This is a genomic window from Streptomyces sp. NPDC001393, assembly GCF_053597455.1.
Genome location: NZ_JBSFIH010000004.1, coordinates 304,004 through 316,583 on the forward strand (window position 1 = coordinate 304,004; position 12,580 = coordinate 316,583).

A 12,580-nucleotide genomic window follows, 5' to 3' on the forward strand; every position below is an offset into this window, starting at 1 on the left:
ACCTCTCCTAGTCTCGCTCGACGGTGCTTACAGCTTCCCCAGCACCTGGCCCAGCAGCTCGCCCATCCGCGCTGCCGAGTCGCGGCCCGCCTGGAGGACCTCCTCGTGGTTCAGCGGCTCGCCGGTCATGCCCGCCGCCAGGTTGGTGACGAGGGAGATGCCCAGCACCTCGGCGCCCGCCTCGCGGGCGGCGATGGCCTCCAGGACCGTGGACATGCCGACGAGGTCCGCGCCGATCACGCGGGCCATGCGGATCTCGGCCGGGGTCTCGTAGTGCGGGCCGGGGAACTGCGCGTAGACGCCCTCCTCCAGCGTGGGGTCGATCTCCTTGCACAGGGCGCGCAGGCGGGGGGAGTAGAGGTCCGTCAGGTCGACGAAGTTGGCGCCGACGATCGGGGAGGTCGCCGTCAGGTTGATGTGGTCGCTGATCAGGACCGGCTGGCCGGGGCGCATGCCCTCGCGCAGGCCGCCGCAGCCGTTGGTCAGGACCACCGTCTTGCAGCCGGCGGCGACGGCCGTGCGGACGCCGTGGGCGACGGCGGCGACGCCACGGCCCTCGTAGTAGTGCGTGCGGCCCAGGAAGACCAGGGCGCGCTTGTCACCGAAGGAGTACGAGCGGATCTTGCCGCCGTGCCCCTCGACGGCCGGCGGCGGGAAGCCGGGCAGCTCGGTGACCTGGAACTCGGCGTCGGGTGCGCCCAGGGCGTCGACGGCCGGAGCCCAGCCGGAGCCCATCACGAGGGCGACGTCGTGGGTCTCGGCGCCGGTGAGTTCGCGCAGGCGCGCGGCGGCGGCGTCGGCGGCGGCGTACGGGTCGCCCTGGATGTCGTCCGGAAGAAGAGATGCGTTCACGTGGTCGAGGGTAGCCGGTCTTCGCCTACGCGCGTAGATGACAGACCTCACGGGATGGGGATCGTTGTCTTGTCGTTTCCGACGAGGGTCACCCCGCGGGCCTGGCCGTCACTCCTCGGTGATGAGGATGTCCTTGTCGTTGAAGACCTCGACGATGAAGATCAGCAGGCGTCCGCGGCTCACGGTGTACTCCACCAGGATGTTCTGGGTGAGCCGGATCGTACGGTCGTCGCCCGTGGACCCTATGGGCCGGGACACCGGCAGGAAGGGGTCGCGGGCCAGCATGGCGATGCCCTTGTCGAACGCGTTTCGCTGCCGGTCGTCGAGGCGGTCGCGGGCCGCCGCGGCCTGGACCGTGTAGTAGACGTCGTAGGTGGTCGTGGGGGCCATGCGCTCTCCCGTTGGTGCGTCGGTGCTTCCGATTTTAGGGTCGGCACCCGCTCAGCAGGGGCGTTTCCGCAGCTCCATCACGTAATCGTGGGGCGCTCCCGCCGACTCCGCCGCGTCCGCGATCTCGCCCAGGTAGCGTGCCGAGGGCAGGCCGCCCTCGTAGCCGTTGAGGACGTACGTCCACGCCGTCTCCTCGCCGTCCAGGGTGTGCACGCGCACGCGCATCCGGCGGTAGAGGCCGTCGCCCACGCCCTCCCACCGGTCGAGGGACTCCTCGTCCAGGGGTGCGATGTCGTACAGGCCGACGAAGACCTGTGCCAGCGGGTCCTCGACGATCGTCGCCAGCGCGCCCTCCGAGTCCAGCTGCTCGCCGCCGAACGTCAGCCGCCAGCCGTTCAGCCAGCCCGTGGCGCGCAGCGGGGAGTGCGGGGCGCGGAAGGACATCAGGCGCGCGTCGAGGTTCCCGGCGTACGCGGCATAGAGCGACATGGGGAGAGCGTACGGCAGGGAAAGTCCCGTCACTCGCGCCCCGTACGACACTGGCGTGCGCCCCCGGGCAGTAGCACCTTGAGGCGTGCGGGACAATGGGGTACGTGACTCGGATCGTGATCATCGGTGGCGGACCCGGCGGATACGAAGCGGCCCTGGTGGCCGCCCAGCTCGGTGCGGAGGTGACCGTCGTCGACTGCGACGGTCTGGGCGGAGCGTCGGTGCTGACCGACTGCGTGCCGTCGAAGACGCTCATCGCTACGGCAGAGGTGATGACCACCTTCGATTCGTCGTACGAAGAGCTCGGCATCATCGTCGCCGACGACACCCCGCCGCTGGAGCAGGCGGCCCGGGTCGTCGGGGTGGACCTCGGGAAGGTCAACCGCCGGGTGAAGCGGCTGGCCCTCGCCCAGTCCCACGACATCACCGCCTCCGTCACCCGCGCCGGCGCCCGGGTCATGCGCGGCCGCGGCCGGCTGGAGGGCATGCAGGCCCTCGACGGGTCCCGCAAGGTCGTCGTCACCGCCGCCGACGGCACCGAGGAGACCCTCACCGCCGACGCCGTCCTCATCGCCACCGGCGGTCACCCGCGCGAGCTCCCCGACGCCCAGCCCGACGGCGAGCGCATCCTGAACTGGACCCAGGTCTACGACCTCACCGAGCTGCCGGAAGAGCTCATCGTGGTCGGGTCGGGTGTCACCGGTGCCGAGTTCGCCGGCGCCTACCAGGCCCTGGGGTCGAAGGTCACGCTCGTCTCCTCCCGGGACCGGGTGCTGCCCGGTGAGGACCCCGACGCCGCCGCCGTGCTGGAGGACGTCTTCCGGCGCCGTGGCATGAACGTCATGGCCCGCTCCCGCGCCGCCTCCGCCAAGCGGGTCGGGGACCGGGTGGAGGTGACGCTGGCCGACGGGCGCGTCATCAGCGGCACGCACTGCCTGATGGCCGTCGGCGCCATCCCGAACAGCGCCGGGCTGGGCCTGGAGGAGGCGGGCGTCAAGCTGCGCGACTCCGGGCACATCTGGACCGACAAGGTGTCCAGGACGACCGCTCCCGGCGTGTACGCGGCCGGGGACGTGACCGGGGTCTTCGCCCTGGCCTCCGTCGCCGCCATGCAGGGACGTATCGCCATGTACCACTTCCTCGGCGACGCGGTGGCCCCGCTGAACCTGAAGACCGTCTCCTCGAACGTCTTCACCGACCCCGAGATCGCGACCGTCGGCTACACGCAGGCGGACGTGGACGCGGGCAAGATCGACGCGAGGGTCGTCAAGCTCCCCCTGCTGCGCAACCCGCGCGCGAAGATGCAGGGCATCCGGGACGGCTTCGTGAAGATCTTCTGCCGGCCGGGCACGGGCATCGTCGTCGGCGGTGTGGTCGTGGCGCCGCGCGCCTCGGAACTGATCCACCCCATCTCGATCGCCGTCGACAACAATCTGACGGTCGAACAGATCGCGAACGCGTTCACGGTGTACCCCTCCCTTTCGGGGTCGATCGCGGAGGTGGCCCGGCAGCTGCACACCCGCAAGGCCGGCGCGGAGGCCTGACGGCCGGATCCGACTTCCCGCTGGTCACGGGGAGTTGCCGCGTGTGCGTACGGCATAGTCGGGGCGACTAGGTCCTATACCACTTCCCGACGTGCCGTGCGAACAACTTCTGTTATTCGGCGCAAACTGCTGAAACCAGACGGTCGCTGGGGTTACTGTCAGTTTCGTGTTCGCTGCTGAACGTCGCCAATTGATCCTCGAAATGGTGCGAGCGAACGGTGCCGTGTCGCTCCGTGAACTCGCCCGCGTCGTCCAGACCTCCGAAGTGACCGTACGGCGGGACGTGCGGGCACTGGAGGCAGAAGGACTCCTCGACCGCCGGCACGGCGGTGCGGTACTGCCGGGCGGGTTCACCCGGGAGTCCGGCTTCCCGCAGAAGTCGCATCTCGCGACCGCCGAGAAGACGGCCATCGCCGACCTCGCGGCCGGCCTCGTCGAAGAGGGCGAGGCCATCGTGGTCGGGGCCGGTACGACCACGCAGGAGCTGGCCCGCCGGCTCGCGCGGGTGCCCGGCCTGACAGTCGTCACCAACTCCCTGCTGGTCGCACAGGCGTTGGCCCACGCCAACCGGGTGGAGGTCGTGATGACCGGCGGCACCCTGCGCGGCTCCAACTACGCCCTCGTCGGCTCCGGAGCCGAACAGTCCCTCCAGGGGCTGAGGGTGTCCAAGGCCTTCCTCTCCGGGAGCGGGCTCACCGCCGAACGCGGTCTGTCCACCTCCAACATGCTCTCGGCGTCCGTCGACCGGGCCCTCGTCCAGGCCGCCGCGGAGGTCGTGGTCCTCGCGGACCACACCAAGCTGGGCACGGACACGATGTTCCAGACCGTGCCGACGGATCTCATCACCCGCCTGGTCACCGACGAGCCGCCCGCCCACGACGACCGCGCCGCCACGGAGTTGCAGGCCCTTGCCGACCAAGGGGTGCAGATCGCCGTGTCCGGGGCGAACGGAGCCCCTCCGGGGGGTGAGCAGGCCCCGGCGCGGCGCGCTTCCCTGCCGGGGCCTCGCAGGGGGATGGGGCTTCGCTCGGGGGCGGGGTTGGAGCCCACGGGGGCCGAGAGGGGGCGGGTCGCCGATCTGCGGCGGCGTTGAGGGCTGACAGCGGAACGCCCGGCAGACCAACCGAAGTTGATCCACCGGGCGTCGCTGTGAGGCGTGCCGTCAGTCCCTGACCGCTCAGTCCTTGATCTCGCAGATCGCCGCGCCGGAGGTGACGGACGCGCCGACCTCCGCGCTCAGGCCCTTGATGGTGCCCGCCTTGTGGGCGTTGAGGGGCTGTTCCATCTTCATGGCCTCCAGGACGACGACCAGGTCGCCCTCCTTGACCTCCTGGCCCTCCTCGACCGCGACCTTGACGATCGTGCCCTGCATCGGGGAGGCGAGGGTGTCGCCGGAGGCGACGGGGCCGGACTTCTTGGCCGCGCGACGCTTGGGCTTGGCGCCCGCCGCGAGGCCGGTGCGGGCCAGGGACATGCCCAGGGAGGACGGGAGGGAGACCTCCAGGCGCTTGCCGCCGACCTCGACGACGACCGTCTCGCGGCCCGACTCCTCCTCCGCCTCGGTCTCGGCGGGGGCGGCGAAGGGCTTGATCTCGTTGACGAACTCGGTCTCGATCCAGCGGGTGTGGACCGTGAACGGGGCTTCGCTGCCGGTGAGTTCGGGGGCGAACGCCGGGTCCTTGACCACCGTGCGGTGGAAGGGGATCGCCGTGGCCATGCCCTCGACCTGGAACTCGTCCAGGGCGCGCGCGGCCCGCTGCAGGGCTTCCTTGCGGGTACGGCCGGTCACGATCAGCTTGGCCAGCAGGGAGTCCCAGGCCGGGCCGATCACGCTGCCGGACTCCACGCCGGCGTCGAGGCGGACACCGGGGCCGGAGGGCGCGTCGAACCGGGTGACCGTGCCGGGGGCCGGGAGGAAGTTGCGGCCCGGGTCCTCGCCGTTGATGCGGAACTCGAAGGAATGGCCCCGCAGCTCCGGGTCGTCGTAGCCGAGTTCCTCGCCGTCGGCGATGCGGAACATCTCGCGCACCAGGTCGATGCCGGCGACCTCCTCGGTCACCGGGTGCTCGACCTGGAGGCGGGTGTTGACCTCCAGGAAGGAGATCGTGCCGTCCTGGCCGACCAGGAACTCGCAGGTGCCGGCGCCCTCGTAGCCGGCCTCCTTCAGGATGGCCTTGGAGGCGCGGTACAGCTCGGCGACCTGCTCGTCCGAGAGGAAGGGCGCCGGGGCCTCCTCGACCAGCTTCTGGTGGCGGCGCTGCAGCGAGCAGTCACGGGTGGAGACGACGACCACGTTGCCGTGCTTGTCGGCCAGGCACTGGGTCTCCACGTGCCGGGGGCGGTCCAGGTAGCGCTCGACGAAGCACTCGCCCCGGCCGAAGGCGGCGACCGCCTCACGGACGGCCGACTCGTACAGCTCGGGGACCTCTTCCAGGGTCCGGGCGACCTTCAGGCCGCGGCCGCCGCCACCGAAGGCGGCCTTGATCGCGATGGGCAGGCCGTGCTGCTCGGCGAAGGCCACGACCTCCTCCGCGCCGGAGACGGGGTCGGGGGTGCCGGCCACCAGGGGGGCGCCGGCGCGCTGGGCGATGTGGCGGGCGGCGACCTTGTCGCCGAGGTCGCGGATGGCCTGCGGGGGCGGGCCGATCCAGATCAGGCCGGCGTCGAGTACGGCCTGGGCGAAGTCGGCGTTCTCCGACAGGAAGCCGTAGCCCGGATGGATGGCGTCCGCGCCGGACTCGCGCGCGGCGTTCAGCACCTTCTCGATGTCCAGGTAGCTGGTGGCCGGTGTGTCACCGCCCAGGGCGAACGCCTCATCCGCGGCGCGGACATGCAGAGCGTCCCGGTCCGGGTCGGCGTAGACGGCCACGCTCGCGATCCCGGCGTCCCGGCAGGCCCGGGCCACGCGGACAGCGATTTCGCCACGGTTGGCGATGAGCACCTTGCGCACGATTGAGGCTCCCTCCTTGAAACAAGCCGAGTTTAGGGACTGCCGACACGGCACTTCGACCCGTCCCCAATGGTGAGCTTGCCCACACGGAGCGTGATTCGAGGCTCGCTCGACCCGCGAAAAGCCTTGTCGCACCTTGGTACGCAGGGCTCCTCCCGGAAACCCTAGCCCCGTCATGTGGTCAAGGTCTCTGTGAGAGCGTGCCGCGGCCCACTCTGTTTCTTTGTCGAGTCCCTACGAATGGCCCAATGATTCTTTGCTGCCGCGCGAACCCTTGTCCCGGGGTTTACCCGTTAGTAGCGTTCGGGACGGCTCGAACGTACCTGGGGTGACACAACGCTGGCTGGAGAGTGGGTGGGGACCGGTGGTGCGCAGACCGGTGGCATGGGTGGTGGCGATCGTCCTCCTGGCGGAGGCGTTCTTCGTCGCGGCGCTGAACTGGTTCCTCGGCGTGGTCGTCGACCGGCAGAAGATGTCCCTGGCCGGCCTCGATCCGCACGTGATGTCGACGTCCTCGAAGATCGGCGGCCTCGTCTTCGGCCTCTACTTCGTGCTGTGCGCGCTGGTGGCCGTCCTGGTGGCGGTGCGCGACCGCGCCCCCGCGGGCTTCGGCCGCGTCCTGCTGATCAGCGTGGCGGTCGTGCACGGCCTGCTGGGTGCCTTCGCCCTGAGCCTGGTCGGCCTGACGGCGTTCCTGTTCATGGTGGTGGTGCTCGGGCTCGTCGTCCTGCTGCTGATGACGTACGACCGTGACGGCGGGCCGGAGCCGGCGGGGCCCGGCGGCGCGGGGCGGGGCGGTGACCCGAAGTCCGAGGCCGAGCCCGGGCCGGCCACGGCCCCGGATGCGGCGGCCGTACCGGCCCCCCGTACGGACGAACCTCAGGACGGGGACGACGAGCCGCAGGACGCCGTGCCCGCCCAGGTCACTCGGCCGGCGGCCACAACTCCGTGATCCCCACGCCCAGTTCGGCCAGCAGCTTGCGCACCAGGGGCAGGCTGATGCCGATCACGTTGCCGTGGTCGCCGTCGATGCGCTCGATGAACGGCGCCGACAGGCCGTCCAGGGTGAACGCACCGGCGACGTAGAGGGGCTCGCCCGAGGCGACGTACGCGGCGATCTCCTCGTCGGTCGGTTCACCGAAGTGGACCACCGTGGAGGCGGTCCCGGACACGTACCGCTTGGCCCGCGTGTCCCAGATGCAGTGCCCCGTCTGGAGGGTCCCGGCGCGCCCGCGCATCGCCTTCCAGCGGGCGGTCGCCTCCTCGGCGTCGGCGGGCTTGCCGAGGGCCTGGCCGTCCAGCTCCAGCACCGAGTCGCAGCCGATCACCAGGGCGCCCTGCACCTCCGGCTTCGCCGCCACGAGCGAGGCCTTCGCCTCGGCCAGGGCGAGCGCCAGCTCGGCCGGGGTGGGGGCGGTGAGGGCGTCCTCGTCGACGCCGCTCACGATCACCTCCGGTGAGAGGCCGGCCTGCTTCAACAGGCCCAGGCGGGCGGGGGAGGCGGAGGCGAGGATCAGGCGGCGGCGTGGCTTGGCAGTCATGCGGCCAGGTTAGTCACGGGGGCGCCGGTTCGGCTCACCTCAGACCGATGACCAGCATGGCGAGGACCATGGCCAGGGCCATGAGGAAGCCGAGCCGCCGAAGCATGTCCTGCGCGTCGCGCAGGTCCTTCGGCGGCTCGTCCTCCGGGTCCGACCACAGCATGCCACCAGCGTGGGGCTTCGGCAGTGGCGGGCGCCTGAGTAGACGTACTCAAGTTGGCGCCCGATGGTGCTCCAACCGCTCAGCTCGGCCAGTACGTGCGCGTCCAGGACACCGGGCCCGGCGTGGGCAGGTGGGCGCCCGCGATCCGGGCCGGGTCGGACCACGCGTCCCTCGGGCTCTGCGCGCCGGACGGCGTTGCCGCTGCCGCCGCGGCGCGGGCGCGGACCACCGCCAGGGCGGCGGCCAGCTCCTCCGGGGTCGGGTTGCCCCGTACGACTTTGATCGTCACAGCGGGCTCCTTTACAGGGGGATGTTGCCGTGCTTCTTCGGAGGCAGGGATTCCCGCTTGGTGCGCAGCTGACGCAGGCCGCGGACGATGTGGGCGCGGGTGTCGGACGGCATGATCACCGCGTCGATGTAGCCGCGCTCGGCGGCGATGTAGGGGTTGAGGAGGGTGTCCTCGTACTCCTGGATGAGCTGTGCCCGGGTGGCCTCACCCTCTCCTGAGCCCTCGGCCTCGGCGATGGTGCGGCGGTGCAGGATGTTGACCGCGCCCTGGGCGCCCATGACGGCGATCTGGGCGGTGGGCCAGGCCAGGTTGAGGTCGGCGCCCAGGTGCTTGGAGCCCATGACGTCGTAGGCGCCGCCGAAGGCCTTGCGGGTGATGACCGTGATGAGGGGGACCGTGGCCTCGGCGTAGGCGTAGATCAGCTTGGCGCCGCGCCGGATGATCCCGGTGTGCTCCTGGTCGACGCCCGGCAGGAAGCCGGGGACGTCCACGAAGGTCAGCACCGGGACGTTGAAGGCGTCGCAGGTGCGCACGAACCGGGCCGCCTTCTCGGAGGCGTCGATGTCCAGGCAGCCCGCGAACTGCATCGGCTGGTTGGCGACGACACCGACCGGGTGGCCCTCGACCCGCCCGAAGCCGGTGACGATGTTCGGCGCGAACAGCGCCTGGGTCTCGAAGAACTCGGCGTCGTCCAGGACGTGTTCGACCACCGTGCGGATGTCGTACGGCTGGTTCGCGCTGTCCGGGACGAGCGTGTCCAGCTCGCGGTCCTCGTCGCTGACGGCGAGGTCCGCCTCCTCCGGGAAGACCGGGGCCTCGCTGAGGTTGTTGGACGGCAGGTACGACAGCAGCTGCTTGATGTACTCGATGGCGTCCTTCTCGTCGCCCGCCATGTGGTGGGCCACACCGGAGACCGCGTTGTGGGTGCGGGCGCCGCCCAGCTCCTCGAAGCCGACGTCCTCGCCGGTGACGGTCTTGATGACGTCCGGCCCGGTGATGAACATGTGCGAGGTCTGGTCGACCATGACCGTGAAGTCGGTGATCGCGGGGGAGTAGACCGCGCCGCCCGCGCAGGGGCCGACGACCAGCGAGATCTGCGGGATGACCCCGCTCGCGTGGGTGTTGCGGCGGAAGATCTCGCCGTAGGCGCCGAGGGAGGCCACGCCCTCCTGGATGCGGGCGCCGCCGGAGTCGTTGATGCCGATGACCGGGCAGCCGGTCTTCAGCGCGAAGTCCATGACCTTGACGATCTTCTGGCCGTAGACCTCGCCGAGGGCGCCGCCGAAGACGGTGAAGTCCTGGGAGAAGACGGCGACGGGACGGCCGTCGACGGTGCCGTAACCGGTGACGACACCGTCGCCGTACGGCCGGTTCTTCTCCAGCCCGAAGTTCGTGGACCGGTGGCGGGCGAACTCGTCCAGCTCGACGAAGGAACCCTCGTCGAGGAGGAGCTCGACGCGCTCACGGGCCGTCAGCTTGCCCTTGGCGTGCTGCTTTTCGACGGCGCGCTCCGAGCCGGCGTGCGTCGCTTCGTGGATGCGCCGCTGGAGATCCGCGAGCTTGCCCGCGGTCGTGTGAATGTCGATCTCGTGACGCTCTTCCGGCTCGGACATCGGGATGCGGCTCCCTGCCTGCTCAAAAGGGGGGACGGTTACTCATCCGTAGAGTAGTGCTGGGCCTGTGGGTCGGCAGTGCGGCGTTTCCCACACCTAGGGTGACTTGCATGACGCCGCACAATGCATCAGATGACAGCCGCTGGTCCGACCTGGACCGTCCGCCCCTGAACGCCGCGGCACTGCGGCGCGCGCTGGTTCGGGAGGGGAGCCTGTACCGCGAGGTGGACGTGGTGCAGCGCACCGGCTCCACCAACTCCGACCTGGTCGCCCGGGCCGCCGCCGGGAAGGCCGGCGAGGGAGCCGTGCTGGTCGCCGAGGAACAGACGGCGGGCAAGGGCCGGCTGGACCGCCGGTGGACGGCACCGCCACGCTCGGGCCTGTTCTTCTCCGTGCTCCTGCGGCCGGTCGAGGTCCCGGTGGCCCGGTGGGGCTGGCTGCCGCTGCTCACGGGTGTCGCCGTGGCGACCGGGCTGTCCCGCGCGGCGGGCGTGGACACGGCCCTGAAGTGGCCGAACGACCTGCTGGTGACCGTGGGCGGCGAGGAGCGCAAGGCGGGGGGCATCCTCGCCGAGCGGGCCGGTGAGGACGGTGTGGTCATCGGCGTCGGCATCAACGTCACACTGCGGGCCGAGGAGCTGCCGGTGCCGCAGGCGGGGTCGCTGGCCCTGGCGGGCGCCGTGGGCACGGACCGCGATCCGCTGCTGCGGGCGGTGCTGCGGGAGCTGGAGGACTGGTACGGGCGGTGGCGGGAGGCCGGGGGTGATCCTTCGGTGAGCGGGCTGCAGGAGACGTACGCGGCCGGGTGCGCCACGCTGGGGCGCACCGTGCGGGCCGAGTTGCCGGGGGAGCGGACGGTGGTGGGCGAGGCGGTGGCGGTCGACGGGGACGGCCGTCTCGTCATCGCTACTCAGGCGGGGGTGCGGGAGCCTGTGGGGGCGGGGGACATCGTGCACTTGCGTCCCGCGTAGGGGTACGGCGGCGACGGGTGCCCTGTGCTGTGTGGGCACCCTGTGCTGTGGCTGGGCAGGGGTGGGGCGCTGCTCGCTGAAAGGTGCCGCAGCGCCCACCCGTGCCGCCCCCAGCGGCACGACTGCCCGCAGCGGCGGCGCCTTGATGGCGCGGCTCGCTGTACCTCCCCAGGGGCGCGGGGCCGTATCGATATGCGGCTCCGCCGCGTGGGCGCGACCGGCCACGACGGACCCGCACCCTGCGATGGCGATACCCCCCCGGACCTGACCAGCGCAGCCACCGAGGCAAACGGCACGTACCCGGTACCGAGCGCACACCCCCGGCCGAACCCAACGGAGTGAGCTGGCGCACACCTGCCGTAGAGTTGAGGCCGGTCGATACGTGACCGCGGCAGATCGGAAGGGCAGCAGGCGTGACCGTCGACGACACGGGCTCGGGTGCGGGCGCGGACGCCGCCGACCCCGGCGAGGACCCGCTGGCCCTGCGCCTCGAACAGCTCATCCTGGGCGCCGAGCGCCGCTACACGCCGTTCCAGGCGGCCCGCAGCGCCGGTGTCTCCATGGAACTGGCGTCCCGGTTCTGGCGGGCCATGGGCTTCGCCGACATCGGGCAGGCCAAGGCGCTCACCGAGGCCGATGTGCTCGCGCTGCGCCGGCTCGCCGGTCTGGTCGAGGCGGGGCTGCTCAGCGAGGCCATGGCGGTGCAGGTGGCCCGGTCCACCGGGCAGACCACCGCTCGTTTGGCCGAGTGGCAGATGGATTCCTTCCTGGAGGGCCTGACCGAGCCGCCCGAGCCCGGGATGACCCGCACCGAGGTGACGTACCCGATCGTCGAACTGCTCCTGCCCGAGCTGGAGGAGTTCCTGGTGTACGTGTGGCGGCGGCAGCTCGCCGCCTCCGCCGGACGGGTCGTGCAGTCGGCGGACGACGAGGAGATGGTCGACCGGCGGCTCGCCGTCGGCTTCGCCGATCTGGTGGGGTTCACCCGGCTGACCCGCCGGATGGAGGAGGAAGAGCTCGGGGAGCTGGTCGAGGCGTTCGAGACCACGGCCGCCGACCTGGTGGCCGCGCGTGGCGGACGGCTCATCAAGACACTCGGCGACGAGGTGCTGTACGCGGCCGACGACGCGGGTACCGCCGCGGACATCGCGCTGCGGCTGGTGGAGACGCTGTCGAACGACGAGACCATGCCGGAGCTGCGGGTCGGCATGGCGTTCGGCACGGTCACCACCCGTATGGGTGATGTGTTCGGTACGACGGTGAACCTGGCCTCCCGGCTGACGTCGATAGCGCCCCGCGACGCCGTGCTGGTGGACAGCGCCTTCGCCGAGGAGCTGATCCGCACCGGCGAGGCGCCCGCCTCCGAGGCGGAGGCGGCCGAGGCCGCGGCGGCCGCCGAGAAGGAGGGCGAGGAGCCGCCGACGTACCACTTCGCGCTCCAGCCGATGTGGCAGCGCCCGGTGCGTGGACTCGGCGTGGTCGAGCCCTGGTTGCTGGCCCGCCGCGACGGCCAGTCGTAGCCACACAGGAACCAGGTCCTGGGCCTAGGCCTGACCTAGGCCCTGTCGTCAAACTCCCGTCTGCCCCGCGACGCCATGCACGCTCCCCCACTGCCTCAAGGGCGTGGGAGGTGCCCCCACTCGCCGCACCGGGCGCAGACCCAAGTACATCCAGTACGAGGGCCAGCGCCCGGCACTCCCCCAGCCTTCGGCCGGGGGGACCCCCAGAGCACGCACCTACGGCATTCATGAGCCTCCCCCACGCTCGAACAGGCTCGC

The 12,580-nt window shown here is 71.3% G+C and carries 12 protein-coding genes and 1 pseudogene; 5 read left to right on the top strand and 8 right to left on the bottom strand.

The window, feature by feature from the left end; translation table 11 throughout:
* Positions 1–27: 27 nt before the first annotated feature.
* The 3 genes from ACWC2T_RS08165 to ACWC2T_RS08175 all read right to left on the bottom strand — a co-directional run bounded on the left by ACWC2T_RS08165 (position 28) and on the right by ACWC2T_RS08175 (position 1,731).
* On the bottom strand, positions 28–852 hold the full coding sequence (locus tag ACWC2T_RS08165; RefSeq protein ID WP_450669579.1) for a purine-nucleoside phosphorylase: 825 nt from the start codon (positions 850–852) through the stop codon (positions 28–30).
* Positions 853–960: 108 nt separating this feature from the next.
* Entirely contained in the window at positions 961–1,242 is a 282-nt protein-coding gene (locus ACWC2T_RS08170; protein ID WP_351209192.1) for a type II toxin-antitoxin system RelE family toxin, read from the bottom strand.
* 51 nt (positions 1,243–1,293) lie between these two features.
* Complete coding sequence (locus ACWC2T_RS08175) at positions 1,294–1,731, bottom strand: gamma-glutamylcyclotransferase (protein ID WP_450669580.1); 438 nt, start codon at positions 1,729–1,731, stop codon at positions 1,294–1,296.
* A 95-nt stretch (positions 1,732–1,826) separates the two neighbouring features.
* Between ACWC2T_RS08175 and ACWC2T_RS08180 the strand changes: the two genes are divergently transcribed.
* Together ACWC2T_RS08180 and ACWC2T_RS08185 are read left to right on the top strand one after the other, a co-directional pair.
* Complete coding sequence (locus tag ACWC2T_RS08180; RefSeq protein WP_450669581.1) at positions 1,827–3,275, top strand: NAD(P)H-quinone dehydrogenase; 1,449 nt, start codon at positions 1,827–1,829, stop codon at positions 3,273–3,275.
* 166 nt (positions 3,276–3,441) lie between these two features.
* Positions 3,442–4,368: a DeoR/GlpR family DNA-binding transcription regulator gene (locus ACWC2T_RS08185; protein ID WP_450669582.1), complete on the top strand. Its 927-nt coding sequence runs from the start codon at positions 3,442–3,444 to the stop codon at positions 4,366–4,368.
* 84 nt (positions 4,369–4,452) lie between these two features.
* Here ACWC2T_RS08185 and ACWC2T_RS08190 read toward each other — a convergent pair whose 3' ends face one another.
* Entirely contained in the window at positions 4,453–6,225 is a 1,773-nt protein-coding gene (locus ACWC2T_RS08190; protein ID WP_450669583.1) for an acetyl/propionyl/methylcrotonyl-CoA carboxylase subunit alpha, read from the bottom strand.
* Positions 6,226–6,589: 364 nt separating this feature from the next.
* Here ACWC2T_RS08190 and ACWC2T_RS08195 point away from each other — a divergent pair.
* Positions 6,590–7,084: pseudogene (locus ACWC2T_RS08195) on the top strand (hypothetical protein); the annotation flags it as partial.
* A 64-nt stretch (positions 7,085–7,148) separates the two neighbouring features.
* Here the strand turns inward: ACWC2T_RS08195 and ACWC2T_RS08200 are convergent.
* The 4 genes from ACWC2T_RS08200 to ACWC2T_RS08215 form a co-directional block, all read right to left on the bottom strand.
* Entirely contained in the window at positions 7,149–7,766 is a 618-nt protein-coding gene (locus ACWC2T_RS08200) for a Maf family protein (RefSeq protein WP_450669584.1), read from the bottom strand.
* A 34-nt stretch (positions 7,767–7,800) separates the two neighbouring features.
* Entirely contained in the window at positions 7,801–7,929 is a 129-nt protein-coding gene (gene mmpB, locus ACWC2T_RS08205) for a morphogenic membrane protein MmpB (protein ID WP_450669585.1), read from the bottom strand.
* 79 nt (positions 7,930–8,008) lie between these two features.
* Positions 8,009–8,218 carry an acyl-CoA carboxylase epsilon subunit gene (locus ACWC2T_RS08210; RefSeq protein WP_450669586.1) on the bottom strand — a complete coding sequence of 70 codons (210 nt, stop codon included), beginning with the start codon at positions 8,216–8,218 and terminating at the stop codon, positions 8,009–8,011.
* Positions 8,219–8,229: 11 nt separating this feature from the next.
* A complete protein-coding gene (locus ACWC2T_RS08215; RefSeq protein WP_450669587.1) occupies positions 8,230–9,831 on the bottom strand; it encodes an acyl-CoA carboxylase subunit beta in 1,602 nt (533 codons plus the stop codon).
* A gap of 110 nt (positions 9,832–9,941) precedes the next feature.
* On the opposite strand from ACWC2T_RS08215, the gene ACWC2T_RS08220 reads away from it, so the two are divergent.
* Together ACWC2T_RS08220 and ACWC2T_RS08225 are read left to right on the top strand one after the other, a co-directional pair.
* Positions 9,942–10,802 (top strand): biotin--[acetyl-CoA-carboxylase] ligase, encoded by an 861-nt coding sequence (locus tag ACWC2T_RS08220; RefSeq protein ID WP_450669588.1) that lies wholly within the window; start codon positions 9,942–9,944, stop codon positions 10,800–10,802.
* 413 nt (positions 10,803–11,215) lie between these two features.
* Positions 11,216–12,322, top strand: a complete 1,107-nt coding sequence (locus tag ACWC2T_RS08225) for an adenylate/guanylate cyclase domain-containing protein (RefSeq protein WP_450669589.1) — start codon at positions 11,216–11,218, stop codon at positions 12,320–12,322.
* Positions 12,323–12,580 lie beyond the last annotated feature (258 nt).